19 protein-coding genes are annotated in these 22,559 nt (G+C 63.7%); 7 read left to right on the forward strand and 12 right to left on the reverse strand.

Annotated elements, in window-relative coordinates:
* Window positions 1-105: 105 nt before the first annotated feature.
* The gene (locus Q8Q83_RS00815; RefSeq protein WP_305620281.1) at window positions 106-705 is read left to right on the forward strand and encodes a Yip1 family protein; all 600 of its coding nucleotides are present in this window, start codon (window positions 106-108) and stop codon (window positions 703-705) included.
* Window positions 706-819: 114 nt separating this feature from the next.
* Complete coding sequence (locus Q8Q83_RS00820) at window positions 820-1,314, forward strand: SprT family zinc-dependent metalloprotease (protein WP_305620283.1); 495 nt, start codon at window positions 820-822, stop codon at window positions 1,312-1,314.
* A gap of 13 nt (window positions 1,315-1,327) precedes the next feature.
* Here Q8Q83_RS00820 and Q8Q83_RS00825 read toward each other — a convergent pair whose 3' ends face one another.
* The 10 genes from Q8Q83_RS00825 to Q8Q83_RS00870 all read right to left on the reverse strand — a co-directional run bounded on the left by Q8Q83_RS00825 (window position 1,328) and on the right by Q8Q83_RS00870 (window position 15,328).
* Window positions 1,328-1,945, reverse strand: coding sequence for a hemolysin III family protein (locus Q8Q83_RS00825; RefSeq protein ID WP_305620285.1), 618 nt, complete (start codon window positions 1,943-1,945; stop codon window positions 1,328-1,330).
* A gap of 196 nt (window positions 1,946-2,141) precedes the next feature.
* Window positions 2,142-3,575, reverse strand: a complete 1,434-nt coding sequence (locus Q8Q83_RS00830) for a response regulator (RefSeq protein ID WP_305620286.1) — start codon at window positions 3,573-3,575, stop codon at window positions 2,142-2,144.
* Window positions 3,576-3,585: 10 nt separating this feature from the next.
* A complete protein-coding gene (locus Q8Q83_RS00835) occupies window positions 3,586-4,728 on the reverse strand; it encodes a two-component system response regulator (RefSeq protein WP_305620288.1) in 1,143 nt (380 codons plus the stop codon).
* Window positions 4,725-7,760: a response regulator gene (locus tag Q8Q83_RS00840; protein ID WP_305620289.1), complete on the reverse strand. Its 3,036-nt coding sequence runs from the start codon at window positions 7,758-7,760 to the stop codon at window positions 4,725-4,727. The genes Q8Q83_RS00835 and Q8Q83_RS00840 overlap by 4 nt, the downstream gene beginning before the upstream one ends.
* Window positions 7,761-7,762: 2 nt before the next feature.
* Window positions 7,763-8,275 (reverse strand): molybdopterin-dependent oxidoreductase, encoded by a 513-nt coding sequence (locus tag Q8Q83_RS00845; RefSeq protein WP_305620291.1) that lies wholly within the window; start codon window positions 8,273-8,275, stop codon window positions 7,763-7,765.
* Window positions 8,276-8,657: 382 nt separating this feature from the next.
* Window positions 8,658-9,839, reverse strand: a complete 1,182-nt coding sequence (locus Q8Q83_RS00850) for a CaiB/BaiF CoA-transferase family protein (RefSeq protein ID WP_305620292.1) — start codon at window positions 9,837-9,839, stop codon at window positions 8,658-8,660.
* Window positions 9,840-9,978: 139 nt separating this feature from the next.
* Window positions 9,979-11,616 (reverse strand): AMP-binding protein, encoded by a 1,638-nt coding sequence (locus Q8Q83_RS00855; RefSeq protein ID WP_305620294.1) that lies wholly within the window; start codon window positions 11,614-11,616, stop codon window positions 9,979-9,981.
* Window positions 11,617-11,660: 44 nt separating this feature from the next.
* Window positions 11,661-12,491, reverse strand: a complete 831-nt coding sequence (locus Q8Q83_RS00860; RefSeq protein WP_305620296.1) for an amidohydrolase family protein — start codon at window positions 12,489-12,491, stop codon at window positions 11,661-11,663.
* A 116-nt stretch (window positions 12,492-12,607) separates the two neighbouring features.
* Complete coding sequence (locus Q8Q83_RS00865; RefSeq protein WP_305620298.1) at window positions 12,608-13,747, reverse strand: acyl-CoA dehydrogenase family protein; 1,140 nt, start codon at window positions 13,745-13,747, stop codon at window positions 12,608-12,610.
* A 255-nt stretch (window positions 13,748-14,002) separates the two neighbouring features.
* Window positions 14,003-15,328, reverse strand: a complete 1,326-nt coding sequence (locus tag Q8Q83_RS00870; protein ID WP_305620300.1) for a dicarboxylate/amino acid:cation symporter — start codon at window positions 15,326-15,328, stop codon at window positions 14,003-14,005.
* 536 nt (window positions 15,329-15,864) lie between these two features.
* On the opposite strand from Q8Q83_RS00870, the gene Q8Q83_RS00875 reads away from it, so the two are divergent.
* Together Q8Q83_RS00875 and Q8Q83_RS00880 are read left to right on the forward strand one after the other, a co-directional pair.
* Window positions 15,865-16,863 (forward strand): AraC family transcriptional regulator, encoded by a 999-nt coding sequence (locus tag Q8Q83_RS00875; protein ID WP_305620302.1) that lies wholly within the window; start codon window positions 15,865-15,867, stop codon window positions 16,861-16,863.
* A gap of 276 nt (window positions 16,864-17,139) precedes the next feature.
* Complete coding sequence (locus tag Q8Q83_RS00880) at window positions 17,140-18,141, forward strand: alpha/beta hydrolase (RefSeq protein WP_305620303.1); 1,002 nt, start codon at window positions 17,140-17,142, stop codon at window positions 18,139-18,141.
* Between the two features lie 10 nt (window positions 18,142-18,151).
* Here Q8Q83_RS00880 and Q8Q83_RS00885 read toward each other — a convergent pair whose 3' ends face one another.
* Complete coding sequence (locus tag Q8Q83_RS00885) at window positions 18,152-18,550, reverse strand: hypothetical protein (protein WP_305620305.1); 399 nt, start codon at window positions 18,548-18,550, stop codon at window positions 18,152-18,154.
* A gap of 124 nt (window positions 18,551-18,674) precedes the next feature.
* Here Q8Q83_RS00885 and Q8Q83_RS00890 point away from each other — a divergent pair, with 124 nt between their 5' ends.
* Both Q8Q83_RS00890 and Q8Q83_RS00895 read left to right on the forward strand, forming a co-directional pair.
* Window positions 18,675-19,385 (forward strand): 4'-phosphopantetheinyl transferase, encoded by a 711-nt coding sequence (locus Q8Q83_RS00890; RefSeq protein ID WP_305620307.1) that lies wholly within the window; start codon window positions 18,675-18,677, stop codon window positions 19,383-19,385.
* Window positions 19,386-19,720: 335 nt separating this feature from the next.
* Window positions 19,721-21,010 carry a M18 family aminopeptidase gene (locus Q8Q83_RS00895; RefSeq protein WP_305620309.1) on the forward strand — a complete coding sequence of 430 codons (1,290 nt, stop codon included), beginning with the start codon at window positions 19,721-19,723 and terminating at the stop codon, window positions 21,008-21,010.
* 51 nt (window positions 21,011-21,061) lie between these two features.
* On the opposite strand, the gene Q8Q83_RS00900 is transcribed toward Q8Q83_RS00895, so the two are convergent.
* Window positions 21,062-22,024, reverse strand: coding sequence for a GlxA family transcriptional regulator (locus Q8Q83_RS00900; protein WP_305620311.1), 963 nt, complete (start codon window positions 22,022-22,024; stop codon window positions 21,062-21,064).
* Between the two features lie 84 nt (window positions 22,025-22,108).
* Here Q8Q83_RS00900 and Q8Q83_RS00905 point away from each other — a divergent pair.
* Window positions 22,109-22,559, forward strand: a 451-nt coding sequence (locus Q8Q83_RS00905) for an MBL fold metallo-hydrolase (RefSeq protein ID WP_371132338.1), incomplete at its 3' end; no start/stop codon positions are given.

Genomic DNA, 22,559 nt, shown 5'->3' on the forward strand with positions numbered 1-22,559 from the left:
TGCGACATACGGTCGCATTGGTTCGGCCCGGTACCCGGCAGCGCTGTTCACGCGTACCGGGCGCTTCGCTGGGGGGCGATCGCTATAACAAGAGGAGGTGTCTGCATGATCCATCACGTTTGGGGGCTCTTCACCCATCCCGATCAGGAATGGCAGGAAATCCGTGGCGAAGAAGAAACGATCAGCCACATGTATCTCACCCATGTATTGATTCTCGCGGCAATTCCGGCGATCTCCGCCTATATCGGCACTACCCAGGTCGGCTGGTCCATCGGCGACCGAGCACCGGTAATGCTGACCGAAGCCAGCGCACTGCAAATGACCATCATGACCTACCTGGCGATGCTCGCCGGGATAGCCGTGATGGGAGCCTTTATCCACTGGATGGCGCGCACCTACGATGCCAGCCCCAACCTGACCCAATGCGTGGTGTTCGCGGCCTACACCGCCACCCCGCTGTTCGTCGGCGGTTTGGCGGCGCTCTACCCCGACCTGTGGCTGGCCATGGTGGTGGGCACGGCAGCCATCTGTTACACCGTCTATCTGCTCTATGTGGGCATACCGACCTTTATGGGCATTCCCGAGGACGAAGGCTTTATGTTCTCCAGTTCGGTACTGGCAGTAGGCCTGGTGGTGCTGGTGGCGATGATCGCCAGCTCGGTGATTCTCTGGGGCTTTGGGGTGGGCCCGGTCTACACCAGCTAGGTCAACCCTTGGTACAGCACGAAACCACCTGCGGGTGGTTTCGTCGTTTCAGGGCTGTGGTCAGCGGCCGCCTTGGGCATAATCGCGCCGTCCCTTGATCAACAGCAGCCCCTAATGCCCGACTATCTGCATGCCCGTGTCGAAACCTGCTATCAGCAGGCCGAAGCCTTTTTCCAGCAACCCTTTGCCCGCCCCGAGGTGAGCTTCAAGCTGCGTGGACAAAAGGCTGGCGTGGCGCACCTGACGGAAAACAAGCTGCGCTTCAACCCGCAGCTGTACCGGGAAAACCGCGAAGACTTCCTCAAGCAGACGGTGCCCCACGAAGTCGCGCATCTGGTCGCCCATCAACTGTTCGGACTCAAGATCCAGCCCCACGGCGAGGAATGGCAGCTGATCATGCGCGGGGTCTACGAGCTGCCGCCCAACCGCTGCCATAGCTATGCCGTACAGCGCCGCGCAGTCAGCCGCTATATCTATCGCTGCCGCTGCCCGCAGGGCGAGTTCCCCTTCTCCGCCCAACGCCATGCCCTGGTCGGCAAAGGCCGGCGCTATTACTGCAGGCGTTGCAAGGTGACCCTGAGCTATAGCGGCGAACAGCGCAGGGAGTGAAACGACGCCGGCCTTACAAGACGTAGAACAGCACCGCGACAAAGTGCATCAGGCTGCCGGCCATCACAAACAGGTGCCAGATGCCGTGCCAATGGCGAAAGCGGCTGTCGTAGGCGAAGAAGATAATCCCCACCGTGTACAGCACCCCGCCGCCTGCCAGCCAGGTGAAACCTGCAGTGCCGAGGGCCGCGAGCAGCGGTTTGAGCGCCACCAGCACTATCCAGCCCATCACCGCATAGATCACGATGGAGAGAATTCGCGCCTCGGAGCGCGGCTTGATCTCCTGCAGCATGCCGATCGCGGCCAAGGCCCAGACCACGCCGAACAGCGACCAGCCCCAAGCCCCCTGCAGGGTCACCAGGCAGAATGGCGTGTAACTGCCGGCAATCAGCAGGTAGATCGACAGGTGATCGAGCTTGCGCATCACCACTTTCGCCGGCCCCTGCAGGCTGTGGTACAGGGTCGAGATGCTGTAGAGCAGCACCAGACTCATGCCATAGATGGCCACGCTGACGATCTTGCGCGTCTCGCCCTCCAGGCTGGCCAGCACCAGTAACCAGATCGCGCCCATACAGGCCAGCACGGCGCCGACCAGATGGGTCCAGGCGTTGAATTTTTCACCCTGATACATGCTTTCCGTTCCCCAACAGCCACAGCGGCGCAAATGCACCAGGCTTATGCCGGAAAACCCGCCCTTTGGCGAGCGTCCCTTTGCCGCGCAGCCTTATGCCATGGCGGGCCAAGGCCGCGCTATCACTGCCGGCACGGCAAGTTCTGCATAAGTTGTAACGGGAGGCTAAGCCTCAAGACTCAATGCAAATGTTGGCTTAGGCGCGCGGCAGACTGACGCGGATCACCCAGCTCGCCCCTGCATCCTCCTGCTGCACCTCGCCGCCCTGGGCGCGGGCCAAGGCGCGCGCCGCAGCCAGGGGCTTGGCATTGGCGGGGCGGAGCGGCAGCAGCTTCACCTGCACCGGGTTCTCGTCAATCATCACCAAGCTCAGTTGACTGCCCAGCGGGCAGGCGCTGTAGGCATGGTTGAGCACCCGATAGAACAGGGCATGACAGAGCCCAGGATCGGCCAGGACCTCGGCACTGCTGCCCAGCGCCGTCTCCAACTGCAACTCGACCCCTCTATCGCCGTAGCGCTGGCGGATCGCGGCAATCAATTCGCGCAGCAGCGGATTCAAGCGAATGCGCTGCAGACGTAATTCACGCTGACCGGACTCCAACGACAGCTGTTCGGCGGCCAGTTCGATCGACTCCTGCATCTGCTGGCTACTCTGCGCCGCCTGCTGCACCTGCTGCCTTTGCGTGGGGTTAAGCCCCGGATCGCCGGCCAAACCCTGCAAAGCGGCGCTGCACTCGGTCAAGGGCTCCTGCAGGTCATGACTAATCAAACGCAACATGTCGGCCCGCAGCGCCGCCAGCTCCAACAGCTGATCCAGGTCCATCTGCAGTTGCTTGCGGTGCTCCACATAGCGCATCAGATTGCGCACCCGAATCCGCAGCAAGGCCGGGTCTATGGGTTTGCATACGTAGTCCACGGCCCCCAGCGCCAGGCCCTGCTCGCGCGATCGTTCGTCGCTGAGGGCGGTCACGAAAATGATCGGGATATGTTCCGAGGCATGGTGCTGGCGCAAGCGCCAGGCGACCTCGAAACCATCCATGTCGGGCATCATCACATCCAGCAGAATCAGGTCGGGCGGGGCATTGGAATGGCAGATGGCAATCGCCTTCTCGCCGTTATGCGCCAACTTGACCTTGAACTGATCGCGAAACAGCCCGGCCAGCAATTGCAGGTTATCCGGAGTGTCGTCCACCACCAGAATGCTCGCGCGCCCCTCGCTTTTCTGCGCGGCCTGTTCGGGGCCCAGCTCGTCGCGCTGCAGGGAACGCTGAATCCGCGCCAGCAGGCGCTCGGTGGTAAAGGGCTTGACCAGCAGATCGCGGATGCCCAGCGCAATGGCCTGCTGTACGGCTTGGCGCTGCAGGGCGCTGGACATCAGGACGAAGGGAATCTCGGCCAATGCCGCTTCGCCGCGCATGGCCTCGAATAACGCCAGGCCCGATGCCGCAGACAAATTCTGCTCGCTCAGCACCAGCGCCACCGGCTGCTGGCGCATCTGCTGCAACGCGCTGGAGACAGCATTGGCGTGCAACACCTGAGCAAAACCAACGCGTTGCAGCTCCTCGACCAGGGCGCGGGTCAGCACCGGATCGCTATCGACTACCAACAGGGTACTGGCGTTGATGGACATGCTGAAAACCCTAGAGAAAATCGTGCTGCGGCTTCGCCGGCTCGACACTGTCGTCGTCGGCATATTGCTGGGCGATACGCTGGAACACATCGCTGACCCGCAGAAAACCGTCGACTATGGCCGGATCGAAGTGCTTGCCGCGCCCTTCCCGGATGATCTCGATGGCTTTCTCATGGGAAAACGCCGGCTTGTAAACGCGCCGCGAAATCAGCGCGTCGTAGACATCCGCCACCGCCATCAATCTGGCCGAGAGCGGGATGGCCTCGCCCACCAGGCCCTCGGGATAACCGCTGCCGTCCCACTTTTCCTGATGGGAATAGGCGATCTCCTTGGCATGCCGCAGAAAGGCGATCGACTCGCCCAGCTCCTGCTCCGCACGCAAGATGGCATCGCGCCCCAGGGTCGTGTGGGTTTTCATGATTTCGAACTCGTCCGCATCCAGACGCCCGGGTTTGAGCAGGATGCGGTCGGGAATGCCGACCTTGCCGATGTCATGCAGCGGCGCCGATTTGAACAGCGACTCGATACAGTCCGCGCTCAGCTCATGGCTAAAGCGCGGGTGCTGTTGCAGCTGCTGCGCCAGCACCTTCACATAGTGCTGGGTGCGGCGGATATGGTTGCCGGTCTCGTTGTCGCGCGTCTCGGCCAGCGAGGTGATGGCGCGGATGGTGACATCCTGGATGGCCACCACTTCGCGGGTACGCTTTTGTACCTCGCGTTCGAGGTGCTCGTTCTGGTTCTGCAGAAAATCCCGGGCAAACTTCAACTGCAGCTGGGTGTTGACCCGCGCCAGCACTATCGCCGGGTTGATGGGTTTGCTGATGTAATCGACCGCCCCCAGGTCCAGGCCAATCTGCTCATCCTCGGCGGCCGTCATGGACGTGAGAAAGATCACCGGAATCTGCCGACTGAGCGGATCAAGCTCTAGGCGGCGCAACACCTCGTAGCCATCCATCTCCGGCATCATGATGTCGAGCAGGATCAGATCGGGCTTGGCCTCGCCGCTGAGGATCTGCAGCGCGCGCTCGCCACTGTGAGCCAGCTTGACCTTATAGATACCGCGCAGCAGGCCACTCATCAGCGAGAGGTTGTCGGGGGTGTCATCCACCACAAGAATTGTCGGTCTAGCGGTGGAGCCCAGTGCCTCGATCATGGCGTAGCGTCCTTACTCAGTGCCGGCGTGCTTTGGATCGCGGCATGCAGCGCGGCCAAGGCATCCACCAGGATATAGCTGTTAATGCCCCGCTCCAGCCTGGCGAAGCCCTGGCCCAAGGCGGCCTTGAGCAACGCCGCCTCGCGCTCGAACAGCTCGATGGCATCGGAGTCATCGTCGCTGAGCAGAAGTTCCAGACGGGCCACCAGCTGCCGAACGCCTGGCCAGTCGATGTCACCCGTGGCCGCTTCGGTAGGCGCTTGCGCCGGCAGCACAGCCTGCAGCCTGGCGATCAATTCGGCGCAGGCATTGCCCAGCGCCAACAACTGGGGCCTGACCTGACTCTCCTCCAACGCCTGTTTGAGTTGGTCTTCCAGCGCACTCGCCTGCTGCGCCAGGCTGTCCGCCCCTATGGTGGCGGCGGTGCCCTTGAGGGTATGCAGCACGCGCCTGGCATCGCCATACGCGCCCTGGGCGAGCAGCGCCTGCGCTTGCGCCGCGGCATCGGCCTGGCCTGTGACAAACTTGCGCAATATCGACTCGTAGGCGCCACGCTTATTCAGCACACGGCGCATGCCCGCCGCGACATCGACGCCGGCAATGGCCGGAAAACCCGCCACACTCGCAAGCGTTTGGGCGCGCAGTGGCGGCGCAGCGGCGGCGACCCGCGGCGCAACCCATTGCAACAGCAAGCCGAACAGCTCATCGGGATCTATCGGCTTGGCCAGGTGAGCGTTCATCCCGGCCGCCAAGCAGAGTTCACGGTCACGGCTCATGGCATTGGCGGTCATGGCCAACACCGGCAACCCGGCCCAGCGTGGATTGGCGCGGATATGCCGGCACGCCGTCAGGCCATCCATCACCGGCATCTGCATATCCATCAGCACCAGGTCGAAATCAGCCCGCGCCAACATGTCCAGGGCCAGTTGGCCATTGCCCGCCACCGCGACCAACAGCCCTGCGGCCTCGAGCAGATCGCGTCCCACTTGCTGGTTCAGGTCGTTGTCATCCACCAGCAAGACCCGCACGCCCTGCAAGCCACTCAAGTCTCGCCGGCTGACGGCGCTGGCCGGGCGTAGCGCCTGGTCGCCATCCGCACTGCCGCCCAGGGCGCGGATCGCCGCATCGAACAGCAAGGAGGGGCTGACCGGCTTGACCAGCAGCAAGGCGATCCCCGCCTGCTCGGCCTCATGGAACACCTCCTCGCGCCCGTAGGCGGTCACTATCACCGGCCGCGGCGCCGGCTCAAGCGAGGCCAGCTGCCGGCAGGTTTCCAGGCCATTGATGCCGGGCATCTGCCAATCGACAAAGGCCGCCTCGAATGGCCGCCCTTCGCGACAGGCCGCTGCCGCGAGGGCCAACGCCTGCGCGCCAGACGCCGCCTCGGTCACCCGAAAACTCATCTCCCGCAGCATGGCCGCATGCACCTGCAGTGCCTGCGCGTTATCGTCCACCACCAGCACGCGGCGGTTGCGCAGGTCGAGTTCAGGCAGCAGGCGTTGCGCGGTTCGCGGCGCGCCCACGCCCAGCCAGGCACTGAACCAGAACCTACTGCCCTGGCCCAAGGCGCTGTCCACGCCGACCTGGCCGCCCATCAGCTCCGCCAATCTGCGCGAAATGGCCAGCCCCAGCCCGGTGCCGCCATATTTGCGCGTGGTGGAACTGTCGGCCTGCTGGAAGGATTGGAACAGCCGCGTCTGCTGCTCGGCCGACAGGCCGATACCGGAGTCCTGCACCTCGAAACGCACCAGCGCGCCCTTATCGCCCTGCTCCAGCAGCTGGGCGCGGATAATGATCTCGCCACGTTCGGTGAACTTGACCGCGTTATTGGCGTAGTTGATCAGCACCTGCCCCAAGCGCAACGGATCGCCCAGCAGGCACGCCGGCAGTTTGGGGTCGATATCGAAGATCAGCTCCAGGCCCTTGCTGGTGCATTTCTCGCCAATCAGGCTGGCCAGGTTCTCCAGCACGCTATGCAACTCGAAGGTGATCGACTCCACCTCAAGCTTGCCGGCCTCGATCTTGCTCAGGTCGAGGATGTCGTTGATCAGGCCGAGCAGATGCTGGCCAGAACGCTGGATTTTCTCCACATAATCGCGCTGTTTTGCGCTCAATTCGCTGCCCAGCACCAGGTGGCTCATGCCGATCACGGCATTCATCGGCGTGCGGATTTCATGGCTCATATTGGCCAGGAAATCCGATTTCAACTGCGAGGCGTCTTCGGCCTTGGCGCGGGCGATCTGCAGCTCCTCTTCATGCTCACGCAGGGCCTGATTGGCCTCGGCCAACTCCTGGGTACGCAGCTGCACACGCCCCTCGAGCACCTCTTCATTTTCCTGCAGGGCTTCCACCAGCTTGCCTTGGGCCGATAGCAACGCGCTTTGCGCCTGCTCACGCTGGCGGAACTGGCGCAGCATGGCCAGCCCGAACAGCAAGGTCAGCAAGCCCTGGAACAGGGTCAGGCCCGTGGTAATGACGACCTGATGGCGAAACTCGGCGGTGCGCTCGTCCACCGTGCGGGCCGCCAGTTGCGCCGAGGTGTAGCCCAGTTCCTGGACATCCTCTTGCAGGGCCAGCAGGCGCTCGCGCAGCAACTGCGCATCCAGGGGCGCACTGCGGCGCACAAAAGCCGCCAGCGCCGCATCGGTTTGCACGATGAAATCGCTCAATGACGCCAGGGTTTCCCGGTAGATCGGCTCATTGCCCATCAGGCGCTCGGCGGAGCCGGTTTGAATGGTGCCGACGCGGCTGACGAAGATGTCGTAACGCAACTGCAGCGTTTCGATACCGACCGAGGTGTCCGCCGCATCATTGCCGCGCCGCCGCTTGGGATCGAGGCTAAAGGCATGCAGGCTGTGGTCGAGGCGCTGGAACTCCGTACTCAGCTGGGCGAAGGCCCACAGCGCATTGTCGTCGCCGCTGCGCATGACCTGGCTAAGGCTGCGGTACTGGTGCACCAGGATCGCAGCGATGGCGATATACAACAGGATCAGGCTGGCTATCAGCAGCCAGAGCAGACGAAGGCTGCGCATGGCTACTTGATCTGTAGCGCGCGTAACTGCCAAGCCGAACGGTTATAGAAGGTCGCGGCTTGCAGCCCGGCCTTGCTATCGAAGGGGTAGACGATAAACAGCGGGCCCTTCTCACGCACCGGCATGGGTTTGTCGTTCATCAGCGTGGCCACTATCACCTCGTGATCCAGCGTGTCTTGCACGGGGATCTCGGTGCGGTAGTCGTTCAGCGCGATGGCCACGATGCTCGCGCCTTTGCTGCCAGCGGCCGCCAGCACGTCGCGCAGTAAAGGGCCGGTGAACTTGACCGGTTGCGGATACCAGGGCGTTTGGGTGGTGAAGCTGTGCTGCGGCAGGGCGCGCAGCATCTGCATATCGAACACGGCTTGCTGCTGCGCAGTATTGGCCTGATCGATCTGCCCCGACAGGCTCAATACAGGAGTACCCGCAGGCTTGTCGAGCGCCAGGGCCTGGCCCATGAAGATCAGCAGAGTGCTTAGGACAAACACGCGTAAAGAGAGATGGCTGGTGTACATGAGCGTTGCTCCTCACATCCATTATTCGGAGACCACACAGCAAACAACAGGTACAGATCAGGATATCCAGCAATCACAACCGACAGCCCTGCTGACGACACTGCGCATGCTCAGTGATGGTAGAACACGCGTTCAAGGCGTGCAGCAATCCTCGGCGATTCGGCTGCGAGCCAGTCTGCATCATGCACGCCGGGCCAGCAAGAGCGGCGCGGCAGCGGGCAATGGGAATCCCCGCCGGCCTTCCATGGCCGTTTTATTCTGCGGGAAATGGTCGATAAGAGGGCTGAGCAGCCGGGGATTGCCAGCTTGCTCCGGGCAGCGCTGGCGCCAGCAGCAGGCCTAAGAACCTGCCTCGGATCTGCTGCGCGTCCGAAACAGGTTCTTAGGCGATAACCTTGGCAGCCTTGAGTTGAGCGATCTGCTCGGGCGAATAGCCCAGTTCAGTCAATACCTCCTCGGTATGCGCGCCCAGAGCCGCGCCTATATGCCGCGGCTCGGGCAGGCCGGCGGAAAACTTGAGCGGACAGGCGATCTGCCGCTGTGGGGCGCGGCCCGCCCGCGGCACCTCGGCAACCAAGCCGCGGGCCTTGAGCTGCGGATGCTCAACCGCCTCGGACAGACTGAGCATGGGCTCGACGCAGGCGTCCAGGCCGGCGAACACCTGGCTCCATTCGGCGAAATCGCGTCTCTCGAACTCGATCTCGATCTCGCGCTTAAGCGCGCGCTGCTCCTCGGGCTTAGCCGACAGGCCGCGGGCGGCCAGTTCCGGGCGGCCGATGGCGGCGCAGAACTGCTGCATAAATTGCGGTTCCAGGCTGCCCACCGAGAACCAGCGGCCATCGCGGGTGCGGTAGTAGTCGTAGAAGCTGCCGCCATTCAGCGCCTGGTTTTCCATCGCCGGCTCCACCCCGGCGGCCAGATAACCGGCGCCGGCCATGCCGTGCAGGCTGAAGGCGCAGTCGGTCATGCTGATATCCACCTGCTGGCCCTGCCCCGTCACCTGGCGCTGCACCACCGCCGCCAGCAGGCCGATCACCCCGTGCAGCGAGCCGCCGGCGATATCGGCGGCCTGAATGCCCAAGGGCAGCGGGCCGGTTTCGCGGCGCCCGGTGTAGCTGGCGATGCCGGCCAGGGCCAGGTAGTTGATATCGTGGCCGGCGCGGTCCTTGTAAGGGCCGCTCTGGCCGTAGCCGGTAATCGACACATAGATCAGCCTGGGATTGATCGCCTTGAGCGCCTCGTAACCGACGCCCAGTTTATCCATCACCCCGGGGCGGAATTGCTCCAGTACTATGTCGTACTCGGCCACCAGCTGTTTGACCAAGGCCACCGCCTCGGCCTGTTTCAGGTCCAGGGCGATGCAGCGTTTATTGCGGTTGAGGTAGGCGTGGCTGGCGGATACCCCGCCGTCATGGGGCGGCAGCACGCGCACCAGGTCCATGCGGCTGGGCGACTCGATGCGCAGCACTTCGGCGCCCATATCGGCGAGCAACAAGGAGGCGAAAGGCCCCGGCAACAGGGTGGAGAAATCCAGCACTTTTAGGGAGGACAGCGGGCCTGACATAACAGCTCCTTGGATAATCTTTGATGCCGATGGGTATCGCTGCGCTCAACCCATCCTACGCAGTGCAGTCCCGTAGCCCGGATGTAATCCGGGGGAAACACCCAGGCTCCCGGATTGCATCCGGGCCGGAGCCGCCTGGCTATTGCCAATGCAGCGGCTGTTTAGCGTCGAGCTTGCTCAGCTCCTCGGCGAAGCGCGCCTCCAGCACGTTGCGGCGGATCTTCATGGTCGGGGTCATGCAGCCGTTGTCCACCGTCCAGGGCTCGCGCACCAGGAAGAAATGGCTGATGCGCTCATGGGGCTGCAGCTGCGCGTTGAGTTGCTGGCGGGTCTGCTCCAGGTCCTTAGCCAGTTGCTCGCGCGGCTGCGCGAGGGCGGCCGGCGACAGCTCGATCAGCGCCACCGGCTGGTCCAGATTGCTGCCCATCAGGCACACCTGCTCGACCCAGAGGTTCTTCGCGATTTCCCCCTCGATGGGCGCCGGGGCGACATATTTGCCCTTGCTGGTCTTGAAGATGTCCTTCACCCGCCCGGTGATCTTCAGGTAACCCTCGGCGTCGACCTCACCTATATCGCCGGTGTGCAACCAGCCGTCGGTGACTGTCTCTGCGCTTTTCTCCGGCTCCAGGTAATAACCCAGCATCAGGCTCGGGCTGCGCAGCAGAATCTCACCGCTTTCCGCGATACGCAGCTGATTCCCCGGCATCGGGCGGCCCACCGTGCCGAAACGCACCTGGCCCGGGCGGTTAAAGCTGCCATAGGCGAAGTGCTCGGTCATGCCATAGCCCTCGCAAAGGGTCAGGCCGATGCCCTGGTACCAGTCGAGCAAGGCGCGCGGAATGGCCGCGGCGCCGCTGACCAGAATACGCGCGCGGTCCAGGCCCAGGCCCTGGCGGATCTTGCGCGCCAGCAGCCAACCTATTAATGGAATGCCGAGCAGGCGCTCCAGCTTGGCCTGCGGCAGTTTTTCCAGCACGCCTTTCTGGAAACGCATCCACAGCCGCGGCACGGCGAAGAACACCGTGGGCCGGACCCGCTTGAGGTCGCGGGCGAAGCTTTCCAGGGACTCGACGAAAGCCACCCGCCCGCCGCTGTACAGGCTGGTCATCTCCACCAGAAAGCGCTCGGCGGCGTGGGACAGCGGCAGGAAGGAGAAAAACTGATCCTGCTCGGTGATCTGCAGCTCCTTGACCGAGCAACTGCCGGCGGCGGCGAAGGCCCGTGGCGAGAGCATCACGCCCTTGGGTTGGCCGGTGGTGCCGGAGGTATAGAGAATGCTCAGCAACTCGTCCGGCGCCTGCTTGTGGGCCTCGCGCAGAGGCTTATGGCTCGCCAGCAGTTGCGCCCAAATGTGCGCGGCCGGCAGCGTCGGGTACGGCATGGCGATGCGCAGCACCTCGGGCGGAATGCCGGCGGCGAGCTTTTCCGGCTCGTCCAGTTTGCCCAGGAAGATCGCCTTGCACTGCGCATGCCGCAGCACATAGTCGATGCTCTCGGCAGACTGCAGCGGATACAGCGGCACGCTGACTAGACCGGCGAGCATGATCGCCAGGTCGGCGATAAACCACTCGGCGCAGTTCTTCGACAGCAACGCCACCCGCTCGCCCGGCGCGCAACCCAAGGCCCGCAGCGCACTGGCCAGACGCCGCGCCTGGTCGTCGACCTGCTTCCAGGTGAAGTCATGCCATTGGCCGTTTAGCGGCTGACTCAGCCAGAGTGCATCGGGGCGCTTCTCGACCCAGAACGCCAGGCGCTCCAGGGGCAGTTGGTCGGTCATCTTTTGCCCTCTTTATTATTTTTGTAGACCCTAGACCCTAAACGTTAGAGCTTAAATACCCGCCGTGCATTCGCGTGGAGGAACTTGGCCTCGACCTCGGGCTTGAGTCCCAGCTCCTTGACCTGCGCCATGCAGCGCTCGAGCGACAGCTGTGGGAAGTTGGAGCCGAACAGCACCTTGTCCGCCCCGTAGATCTGCATAATGTTCAGCAGCTGCGCCGGGTAGTAACGCGGCAGGTAGGCCGACGTATCGATATAGAGGTTATCGTGCTTCCAGGCCAGCCCGATCATCTCGTCGGTCCAGGGATGGCCGATATGCCCGGCGACTATGCGCAGCTCGGGAAAATCCAACGCCACTTCGTCCAGATAAGGCACCGGCCGCCCGGTTTCCGAGGGCATCAGCGGCCCGGTGTGGCCGACCTGGGTGCAGAACGGGATATCCAGCTCGATGCATTTCACATAGAGCGGGTAGTACAAGCGGTGATTGGGCGCCAGCTTCCATAGCCAGGGCACTAGGCGCAGGGCCTTGCACCCCAGTTCGAGCACCGCCCGCTCCAGCTCGCGCACCGCCGCCACGGGTTTGCTCAGGTCGACGCTGGCCACGCCGACGAAACGCTCGGGGAAGGCGCGGGTGTATTCGGCTATCTCGTCGTTGCTAAAGACCCAGCCCTCCGGCCGGCACCAGGCGGCGAGCATGAGTTTCTCCACCCCGGCCTGGTCCATCTCGGCCACCGTCTGCTCCGGGCTCAGGGGCTGATCGAGCAGATGGGCGGAGCCGGACTTCTCGAACAGCCGAGTGACTTCCGGCAGCAGTTGGCGTGCGCGCCCGTTGGCCGGCTGGGCCCAGGCGTCTATGGCACCAGTGACTGTGGACATAGCTGTCTCCTCGGTAAATACGAATTGTGCTTCGGTAGGAGCCAGCTTGCTGGCGATCCGTCGATAGAGAAAGCATCGCCAGCAAGCTGGCTCCTACATGTTCAGGGCCATGGTGCTCAGAGCTTCATACCGCGGCTGATAATCTCTTTCATGATTTCCGAGGTGCCGGCGAAGATGCGCTGGATACGCGCGTTCGCGTACATCTTGCAGATCGGGTATTCCCACATATAGCCCCAGCCGCCGTGCAGCTGCACGCCTTCGTCCACCACCTTGCCGAGCAGCTCGGTGGTGAACAGCTTGGCCTCGGCGGCCACTTCCGGGCTGAGCTTCTTGTCGTTGTGGTCCAGCACGCAGCGGTCGACGAAGACCTGGGCCACGTCGATCTGGGTGCGCATCTCGGCCAGCTTGAAGCGGGTGTTCTGGAAGTGCGAGATCGGCCGGTCGAAGGCCTTGCGCTCCTTCACATAATCGATAGTGGTCTGCAGCGCCGCCTCGGCGCCGGCCACCGCGCCACAGGCGTTGGTCAGGCGTTCCTGGGCCAGCATATTCATCAGGTAGAGGAAGCCGCCCTTGGCATCGCCCAAGAGGTTTTCCTTGGGCACCTTGACGTTGTTGAAGAACAGCTCGGCGGTGTCCTGGCTCTGCATGCCGAGCTTCTTCAGATTGCGCCCGCGCTCGAAACCCTGCATGCCGCGCTCGACCAGAAACAGGCCCATGGCGTGTTTGTTGGCCGGGTCGGTCTTGGCCGCGACTATCACCACATCGGCCAGCAGGCCGTTGGAGATAAACACCTTGGAGCCGTTGAGAAGGTAATGGTCGCCCTTGTCCACCGCCGTGGTGCGCATGCCGGCCAGGTCGGAGCCGGCGCTCGGCTCGGTCATGGCCACGGCGAGGATCAGCTCGCCGCGGATAATCCCCGGCATAAAGCGCGCCTTCTGGGAGGCCGAGCCGTACTCGGCGATATAGGGACCGCACAGCGCCGAATGCAGCGGCAGCATAAAGCCCGGCTCGTTAATCTTCGCCAGCTCCTCGCACATGATCTGCTCGTAGCGAAAATCCTTAAGCCCGGCGCCGCCGTATTCCTCGTCCGCCCAGGGCAGCAGAAAGCCCATATCGCCGGCCTTCTTCCACACCTCGCGGCTGACCACCCCGGCCGCCTCCCACTCGTCCTGGTGCGGCAGCACTTCCTTTTTCAGAAAGGCGCTGAAGGCGTCGCGGAACATCGTGTGTTCGCTGTCGAAAATGTTGCGCTGCATGCGGGGCTGCTCCCTGAGCTGAAGTCGTCCCGCAGGTTAGGCGCAGCCTCCCACAGCCTCAATGACCCATGCGCTCAGCCTAGATTGACCCAATCGGTCATCCACCGCGCAGCGCCCGAGGCCATGGCCCAGGCGAAAAAAATGGCCGGGAGCCATTTTTAACGTCGCGCAGCGACGGCCCGCAGGGTGACCGCCAGGGATGGCAGGTCATAAAAAAAGCCCGTCAATAGACGGGCTAAAGGAACCTCTTAGAACCTAGCTCAGCTCGCGACTGGCAGGCACGCACAGCGCTGGGTCGGCACTGCCGCCCGAGGCCAGTTCACGCTGCAGGGTTTCTTCGTCGAGTGCCTTGCACCACTTGGCGACCACCAGGGTGGCCACGCCGTTGCCGATCAGGTTGGTCAGCGCGCGGGCTTCGGACATAAAGCGGTCGATGCCGAGGATCAGCGCCAGGCCGGCCACCGGCAGGGTGCCGACCGCGGAGAGGGTCGCCGCCAGCACGATAAAGCCACTACCGGTGATGCCGGCGGCACCCTTGGAGGCGATCAGCAGCACCGCCAGCAGGGTCAGCTGATCCATCAGACCCATCGGCGTATCGGTGGCCTGAGCGATAAACACCGCGGCCATGGTCAGGTAGATCGAGGTGCCGTCGAGGTTGAAGGAGTAGCCGGTGGGGATCACCAGGCCGACCACCGACTTGTTCGCGCCGAGCTTCTCCAGCTTGGTCAGCATGCGCGGCAGGGCCGACTCGGAAGACGAGGTGCCGAGCACGATCAGCAGCTCTTCGCGGATGTACTTGATAAAGCGCAGGACGCTGAAGCCGTGAGCACGGGCGATGCCGCCGAGCACCACGAGGATAAAGAACAGGCAGGTGATATAGAAGCAGGCCATCAGCTGACCGAGTTGCACCAGCGAGCCGACGCCGTACTGGCCGATGGTGAAGGCCATGGCGCCGAAGGCACCGATGGGCGCGACCTTCATGATCATATTGATGATGCCGAACATCACCTGGGCCATGCGCTCGATAAACTCCAGCACCGGCTTGCCATACTCACCCATGCGATGCAGGGCATAGCCGAACAGCACGGAGAAGAACAGCACCTGAAGTATCTCGCCCGCGGCGAAGGCGCCAACCACTGTGCTCGGGATCACGTTGAGCAGGAAGGCGATGGTGCTCTGCTGGGCGCCAGCCTGCACAAAGGTGGCGATGCCGCTGGCGTTCAGGGTGGTGACATCGATATGCATGCCGACACCCGGCTGCACCAGGTTGACCACCACCAGGCCGATCACCAGGGCGATGCTGCTGACGATCTCGAAATACAGCAGCGCCAGGCCACCGGTCTTGCCCACCGCCTTCATGCTCTGCATGCCGGCGATGCCGCTGACCACGGTGCAGAAGATGATCGGCGCAATGGCCATCTTGATCAGCTTGACGAAGCCATCGCCGAGCGGCTTCAGGGTGACACCGGTGTCCGGGTAGAAGTGGCCGAGCAAGATACCTATGCCGATGGCAACCAGCACCTGGACATAGAGCATTCTGTAAAACGGCTGACGGGGTACGTCGATCGTCGTGGCGGTCATGGCAGGTCCTCATCAGTGTTGCGCGACAGCATCCAGCCATGCCGCGCCTCACCTTCAATTAAGCTAACCCTCCTGAACTGGAGGGATTTGTTGTAGGCGCGTCTAGCGCTGCCTTAACTGGCTTATCGCAAGGCCCATGCCATTCTCTTAAAAATAAATAAAATCCTTTTAAAACATAGTGATAGAAACAAAATAAGCTGCCAGGACAAAGATCGATCTGGCGGATTACCGCACGCCAGGCCCTGATTCAGTGGCGGGAATCCCCCAGCCAACAGACCACCGGGATAAATCTTTGCCGAGTAGGTTGGGTTGAGGAGCGCAGCGACAAAGCCCAACGGCGATGGTTCAGGCGCAGCCCTTGCCGTTCATTTGACCTCGTTGGCCTTGTTGGGCTTCGCGCAGCTCAGCCCAACCTAGGATCCGGGCCAGCGTGTGCTTGCAACCTCTAACTGCTGCATCGCCAAATCAGCTGCCGAGCTTGTTGCACAGGACTCGCCTGGCTACCATCGGCCGGCCTTTCTGAATGAGCGAGCCCCATGCGCGAACGCACCATCGCCAGCCATTTCGTCCGCGCCGCCTTGCGCGGAGCCGAGCGCCAGGGCCAGGACTGTGGGCCGCTGCTGCGTCAGCTGGGCATTCAAGCGGCCCTGCTGGATGAGCCGCGGGCGCGGGTGGCCCCCGAGCAATTCGCCCGCCTGCTGCAACTGCTGTGGGAAAGCCTGGACGACGAATACCTGGGTTTTGGCCGCCAGCGCAGCAAACGCGGCACCTTCGCCATGATGTGCCACGCCATCATCCACTGCCATTCCCTGGACAAGGCCCTGGGCCGCGGCGCGCTGTTCTATAGCCTGTTCCCCGAGGCGCCGACCATCAGCATCCAGCGCGAAGGCGACTGGGCGCGCCTGGCGGTGGACGACTCGAGCCTGTGGGACCCGGAGCACTTCCTGGTGGAAAGCCTGCTGGTGATCTGGCACCGCCTCGGCAGCTGGCTGATCGGCCAGCGCATCCGCCTGGAGGAAGCCACCTTCACCTATGCCGAACCCGCCCACGCCGGCGAATACGAACTGCTGTTCCCCTGCACTCGGCGCTTTTCTGCCGGACGCACCAGCCTGCTGTTCCACGCCCGCTACCTGGCCATGCCGCTGCTGCAGGACGAACGCACGCTCAAGCAGTTCCTCCTGCACTCGCCGGCCGACCTGCTGGCCCGCCCGGATGGCGGCGACAGCCTGATCAGCCAGATCCGCCGCCTGCTCGGCCGCGACTGCAGCCACTGGCCGGACCTGGATACGGTGGCCCAGCAGCTGCATATGAGCCCGCAGACCCTGCGCCGGCATCTGCGCGAGGAAGGTTCGAGCTTTCAGGAATTGAAGGACCACCTGCGCCGGGATCTCGCCATCTACCACCTGGGCCGCGACGACCTGGCGATCCAGGACATCGCTGAGCAGCTGGGCTTCTCCGAACCTTCGGCCTTTCACCGCGCGTTCAAGAAATGGACCGGGCTGACCCCCGGCGCCTACCGCGCCCAGGAAAGCTAAGCCGCGTCTCTCTGGCTCGGAGCTTGCCTGCCCGCCAGGCAGTGCAACCGCCTGTCCTGATCCTGGCCACAGGCTTGTGCCTTTAGCCCCGTCAGGGTCTAGCCTGAAACCGACACGCACATGGAGTCAGCCGAGAGGCCCGCAGCGCTTGCGCAGCTGCCATCCAGAGGTAAGGAAACCCGCCAGTCCCTGTTCCTCTTCTTGATCATCTGCCTTTGCCCTGCGTGCAGCCCGCGCTGATTTATCCGGCACCGGAACACCCAGGAGTATTCGACGATGAACGATTTCGTGGTCAGCGCCCGCCGCCCCAAACACGGCGTGTTCGCCGCCGAGCCCGGCCCCTCGCATATGCTGCTGGTGCCCGCCGCCGACCCAGAACCCTTGCCCAGCCATGGCCGCACGGGCGAACTCTGGGTCAAGGCCTGGTTGCAGCAACTGCTGGCCGAGGCGATCTGGGGCATCGACGGGCGCAGCGGCGCCCAGCGCGGCGACATCCTGGTCTATGTGCACGGCTACAACAACAGCGCCACCGATGTGCTCAAGCGTCACCGCCGGCTCAAGGCCGACCTTAAGGCCCTCGGCTGGAAAGGCGCGCTGCTGTCCTTCGACTGGCCCAGCGACAACAAGACAGTCGGGTACCTGGAAGATCGTCACGACGCCAAGCTAACCGCCATGCAACTGGTCACCGACCTGCTCACCCGCCTGGCGGCCAAGCAGACCCCGGATTGCGCGGTGAACACCCATATCCTCGCCCACTCCATGGGCGCCTATGTGGTGCGCGAAGCCTTCGACGACGCCGACGATGCCAAGCTGGAAAACAACAGCTGGATGGTCAGCCAGCTGTGCCTGATCGGTGCCGACATATCCGCCGCCTCGCTCGCCGAGGGCCACGCCTGCAGCGACTCGCTGTACCGCCACTGCACGCGCCTGACCAACTACTTCAGCCTCGGCGACAGCGTGCTCAAGCTGTCCAACGTCAAACGCGCCGGCGTGGCGCCACGGGCCGGTCGCATCGGCTTGCCGGAAACGGCGCCGCGGCGTGCGGTGGATATCGACTGCAGCAGCTATCACCAGGCGCTGCTCGCCACTCCGGCCCTGCAAGCGGCGGATCAGCCCCAGGGCTTTCTCGGCAACCAGGATCACTCCTGGTATATCGGCAATAGGCTATTCACCCTGGACCTGTTCGAAACACTCAAGGGCGATCTGGACCACAGCATCGTTGCCAGCCGCAGCCCGATCGCTGGCTCGCGGCGCTTTAACCTTAAGCCCCAGGGGTGAATGCGTTCGATCAGGCCAAGGCGACGCTGAATTTCACGTAAAAAAAACGGGAGCCCAAACGGGCTCCCGCACTCATTCTCAGAGAAATGCCGGAACAGACCCTCAAGCCCACACCAGCTACAACCTCACCTGCGTCCCCGAAGAAACGCAGACGCCAGTGTGGCAAAAAAGCCTGGGCCACTTCGTTTAGCTTTGTTGCCGTTGTGCAAAGAAATGTAACCGCACACTTAGGGTCTGTTGCCGTTTCGCGGCGAGCCGCGTTGCTGCGCCAAATGACGCCAGGCAAGGCGCAGGGCGCCGGTAATGGTCGCTCCCTTGCCAAGCCCTGCAACGCCGCCTGGCGCCATTTGCCGCGCAACCCGAAGGGACGGGCCTGTTTTTGCGCGCTGCTGCGTTTCTCGTCGCTCATTTGGAATAACCAAACTACGCTCCTCGTGCCTTGCCCCCCGCAAAACCCGGCTCCGTCGCGGCCGCATCGAAACGGCAACAGACCCTAGCTGGCCTCACCGGCCGGCGCACGGCACAATGGCGCGATGACTAACGCCTACCTGCCCGCCTGCTGCAGCCCCCTGAGTGATCACTGGCCATTGCCGCAGCGGCTGCCCGGCGTGCAGCTACTCAGCACCCGTTTCGTTCCGGCCCAACTGGACCCCGAAGATTTCAGCCGCGCGGCCATTGCCCCAGTGCCCGGGGTGGCCAAACGCCAGGCGGAATACCTGGCCGGGCGGCTGTGCGCCCGCGCAGCCCTGTTGCGTTTGACCGGCACGGCCAGTGTGCCAAGCATTGGCGCAGACCGCGCGCCGCAATGGCCAGCCGGCACGCTCGGTTCCATCAGCCATGGCCACGGCTGGGCCGGCGCCATAGTCGCGCAAGTCCAGGACTGGCGCGGCCTGGGCCTGGATGTCGAAAAACTGCTGCCGACCGCGCGCGCCGAGCGCCTGGCAGCAGAAATCCTCACCCCGGCCGAGCTGCTGCGCCTGCAAGGCCTGACCGCCGCACAACGCGCGCAACGTATCAGCCTGACTTTTTCCAGCAAGGAAAGCCTGTTCAAGGCGCTCTACCCGCTGGTGCGGCGCCACTTCTATTTCCAGGATGCCGAGCTGCTCAGTGTCAACCCAGACGGCAGCCTGAGCCTGCGCCTGCTGATCGACCTGCACCCCGATTGGCCGGCCGGCAGCCAGCTGGCTGGGCAATTTGCCGAGTTCGAGGGCTATCTGCTCAGCCTGGTCGGCATCCCCGGCTGATCTGTTGCTATAGGGTCTGTTGACGTTTCGCCGCGAGCCGCGTTGCTGCGCCAAATTGCGCCAGGCAAGGCGCGGGACGCCGGCAATGGTGTTCCCTTGCCAAGTCGCGCAACGCCGCCTGGCACAATTTGCCGCGCAACCCGAAGGGACGGGGCCCGTTTGGCGCAGCACGGCGTTACTCGTCGCTCATTTGGAACAACCAAACCTCGCTCCTCGCGCCTTGTTCTGCGCCAAACGGGCCTCCGTCGCGGCCGTGACGAAACGTCAACAGACCCTAGCACCCAACGCGCCGGGCAAATCCGTTAAACTCCGGCCATTGCCGCCTGGAGTGCCCGATGCGCGAAGATTTGAATCAAGGCCTGATCGATTTCCTCAAGGCCTCGCCGACCCCCTTTCATGCCACCGCCAGCCTGGCCCAGCGCCTGGAAGCGGCCGGTTTCCAGCATCTCGACGAGCGCGCCAGCTGGCACACCGAGGCCGGCGGCCGTTATTACGTGACCCGCAACGACTCCTCGCTCATCGCCATCAAGCTAGGCCAGCGCGCGCCGGTGGACGGCGGCCTGCGCCTGGTCGGCGCGCATACCGACAGCCCGTGCCTGCGGGTCAAACCGCAGCCGGAGCTGCAGCGCCAGGGCTTTTTCCAGCTCGGCGTGGAAGTCTATGGCGGCGCCCTGCTGGCCCCCTGGTTCGACCGCGACCTGTCCCTGGCCGGCCGCGTCACCTACAGGCGCGACGGCAAGGTGGAAAGCCAGCTGATCGACTTCCAGCGGCCGATTGCGGTGATCCCCAACCTGGCCATTCACCTGAACCGTGAAGCCAACCTGGGCTGGGCGATCAACGCGCAGAACGAACTGCCGCCGATTCTGGCGCAGCTGGCCGATCCGGAAGCGGCGGACTTCCGCGCCCTGATCACCGAGCAACTGGCCCGCGAGCATGACTTCAGCGCCGATGCGGTGCTGGACTACGAACTGAGTTTCTACGACACCCAGGCTGCCTCCGTGATCGGCCTGAACGGCGACTTTATCGCCGGCGCGCGCCTGGACAACCTGTTGTCCTGCTACGCCGGCCTGCAGGCACTGTTGGCCGCCCCGGATGAGGAAAGCTGCGTGCTGGTCTGCACCGACCACGAGGAAGTGGGCTCCAGCTCGGCCTGCGGCGCCGATGGGCCGATGCTCGAGCAGGTGCTGCGCCGTATGTTGCCGGAAGGCGACGCTTTCGTGCGCAGCATCCAGCGCTCCCTGCTGGTGTCCGCCGACAACGCCCATGGCGTGCACCCCAACTACGCCGACAAGCACGACGAAAACCACGGCCCCAAGCTCAACGCCGGCCCGGTGATCAAGATCAACAGCAACCAGCGCTACGCCACCAACAGCGAAACCGCCGGCTTCTTCCGCCATCTGTGCCTGGAAAACGAAGTGCCGGTGCAGAGCTTCGTCACCCGCAGCGACATGGGCTGCGGCTCGACCATCGGCCCCATCACCGCCAGCCAGCTGGGCGTGCGCACCGTGGATATCGGCCTGCCGACCTTCGCCATGCACTCGATCCGCGAACTGGGCGGCAGCCATGACCTGGCGCATCTGGTCAAGGTGCTGACGGCCTTCTATGCGAGCCCCGAGCTACCCTGAGCTCCTCTCACTCCGCCAGGGGTGAGGGAAACACGAGGCTGGCGACGCTTCTTACAGCTTGAACTGCTGCCGATAGGCCACCGGGGTCAGCCCGGTGACCCGCTTGAAGGTACGGCGAAAGCTGGACTCGTCGCTAAAGCCCAATGAGTCGCTGATACGGCTGATCGAGTCGCCGGTCAGGATCAGCCGCTCGCCGGCCTGATTGAGCTTGATCAAGCGCACATGATCGGCCACCGCATGGCCCGTCAGCGCCTTGATCCTGCGCGCCAGGGTGCGCGCCGTGACCGCCAACTGGTCCGCCAACTGCTGCACGTTGAGCTGCTGCGCCGGCCGCTTTTCCACCAACAGATGCAGCCTGCGCAGCAGCGGATCGGCCTGCTCCAGCAGGCTGATGGCGCTAAAAACCGGGGCGGCCGGCTCGGGCCGTGGCAACACCATCAGCTTGGCGATCTCGCGATAGGCCACCACGCCCAGCTCGCGCTCTATCAATGCCTTGGCGATCGACAAGTAGCCGCTGGCCCCGGAAGCGGTGGCGGTCTGGCGGTTGAACACCTGGGTCTGCTGGAACTGCCAATTTACCTGGGGGAAGCGCGTCTGCAGGCTGTCCGCCAGCCACCAGGTGGCGGTCGCCGTTTCGCCGCTCAAGCGCCCGCTCTGGGCCAGCAGACACACCCCGGTGCAATAGCTCCACAGCTGGGTCTGCTGATCCAATTGGGCCAGTGCGCGGATCAATAAGCTATTGCTCTCCAGCACCCGGGCCATCTTGGCCTCCGAGTCCGCCCAGAGCCCGGGGATCAGCACAGCCGTGCAGTTGGCCGCGGCCAGGGTGCTGTCCGGCTGCAGGCGCATGCCATGCACAGAGTCGACCGGCTGGCTATCCAGCCCGACCCAGCAGACCTCAAAGCGCCGCTCGCCGACCCGGCGATTGGCCGCGAGCAGCAGGTCGGCGAAGGCGAACAAGCCGGCCGGCATGCAGCCGGGATAGAGCAGCAAGCCGATTTTCTGGACTGGCATGGAATGTCCGTTTTATGGCAATTCCTGCCATCCTCGCGTGACCGAGAGATTTTTACAATGGCAGCACCTAAATCGGAGGCTCCCATGAAAATCACCCAAGTGCGCAACGCCACCCTGATCGTCGAGTTCGGCGAGGTTCGCCTGCTGGTGGACCCTATGCTGGCGGCCCAAGGCCATATTCCCTCGCTCAAATATCTGACCCGCAGCCGCCGGCGCAACCCGCTGGTCGGACTGCCGGATAACGCCGACGAGCTGCTGGGCCAGGTGACCCACTGCCTGATCACCCACTGCCAGAAAGGCCATTTCGACCACCTCGACCGCGCCGGCGTGCGCTGGTTGCGCGAGCGCAAGCTGCCGATCATCTGCATGGAGGAAGACGCGGACTATCTGCGCAAGCTTCGGCTCAATGTCCACCAGGTGCTGCCCGAGCAGATGACCAGCCCCTTCTTCGGCGGCAGCGTCCGACCGATTCCCTGCCTGCACGGCGAAGGCTTTATCGGCCGGATGATGGCCCATGGGCACGGCTATTTCATTC

It is taken from the genome of Pseudomonas sp. (genome assembly GCF_030696055.1).
Lineage (GTDB): Bacteria > Pseudomonadota > Gammaproteobacteria > Pseudomonadales > Pseudomonadaceae > Aquipseudomonas.

Excerpts from the sequence above, each read along its gene's own strand:
- Q8Q83_RS00885 (WP_305620305.1), bottom strand. The coding sequence starts at position 18,550 with ATGAGCGACGAGAAACGCAGCAGCGCGCAAAAACAGGCCCGTCCCTTC.
- Q8Q83_RS00880 (WP_305620303.1), top strand. The coding sequence starts at position 17,140 with ATGAACGATTTCGTGGTCAGCGCCCGCCGCCCCAAACACGGCGTGTTC.
- Q8Q83_RS00840 (WP_305620289.1), bottom strand. The coding sequence starts at position 7,760 with ATGCGCAGCCTTCGTCTGCTCTGGCTGCTGATAGCCAGCCTGATCCTG.
- Q8Q83_RS00850 (WP_305620292.1), bottom strand. The coding sequence starts at position 9,839 with ATGTCAGGCCCGCTGTCCTCCCTAAAAGTGCTGGATTTCTCCACCCTG.
- Q8Q83_RS00835 (WP_305620288.1), bottom strand. The coding sequence starts at position 4,728 with ATGATCGAGGCACTGGGCTCCACCGCTAGACCGACAATTCTTGTGGTG.
- Q8Q83_RS00855 (WP_305620294.1), bottom strand. The coding sequence starts at position 11,616 with ATGACCGACCAACTGCCCCTGGAGCGCCTGGCGTTCTGGGTCGAGAAG.
- Q8Q83_RS00845 (WP_305620291.1), bottom strand. The coding sequence starts at position 8,275 with ATGTACACCAGCCATCTCTCTTTACGCGTGTTTGTCCTAAGCACTCTG.
- Q8Q83_RS00875 (WP_305620302.1), top strand. The coding sequence starts at position 15,865 with ATGCGCGAACGCACCATCGCCAGCCATTTCGTCCGCGCCGCCTTGCGC.
- Q8Q83_RS00830 (WP_305620286.1), bottom strand. The coding sequence starts at position 3,575 with ATGTCCATCAACGCCAGTACCCTGTTGGTAGTCGATAGCGATCCGGTG.
- Q8Q83_RS00870 (WP_305620300.1), bottom strand. The coding sequence starts at position 15,328 with ATGACCGCCACGACGATCGACGTACCCCGTCAGCCGTTTTACAGAATG.
- Q8Q83_RS00860 (WP_305620296.1), bottom strand. The coding sequence starts at position 12,491 with ATGTCCACAGTCACTGGTGCCATAGACGCCTGGGCCCAGCCGGCCAAC.
- Q8Q83_RS00900 (WP_305620311.1), bottom strand. The coding sequence starts at position 22,024 with ATGCCAGTCCAGAAAATCGGCTTGCTGCTCTATCCCGGCTGCATGCCG.
- Q8Q83_RS00865 (WP_305620298.1), bottom strand. The coding sequence starts at position 13,747 with ATGCAGCGCAACATTTTCGACAGCGAACACACGATGTTCCGCGACGCC.
- Q8Q83_RS00825 (WP_305620285.1), bottom strand. The coding sequence starts at position 1,945 with ATGTATCAGGGTGAAAAATTCAACGCCTGGACCCATCTGGTCGGCGCC.
- Q8Q83_RS00815 (WP_305620281.1), top strand. The coding sequence starts at position 106 with ATGATCCATCACGTTTGGGGGCTCTTCACCCATCCCGATCAGGAATGG.
- Q8Q83_RS00895 (WP_305620309.1), top strand. The coding sequence starts at position 19,721 with ATGCGCGAAGATTTGAATCAAGGCCTGATCGATTTCCTCAAGGCCTCG.
- Q8Q83_RS00820 (WP_305620283.1), top strand. The coding sequence starts at position 820 with ATGCCCGACTATCTGCATGCCCGTGTCGAAACCTGCTATCAGCAGGCC.
- Q8Q83_RS00890 (WP_305620307.1), top strand. The coding sequence starts at position 18,675 with ATGACTAACGCCTACCTGCCCGCCTGCTGCAGCCCCCTGAGTGATCAC.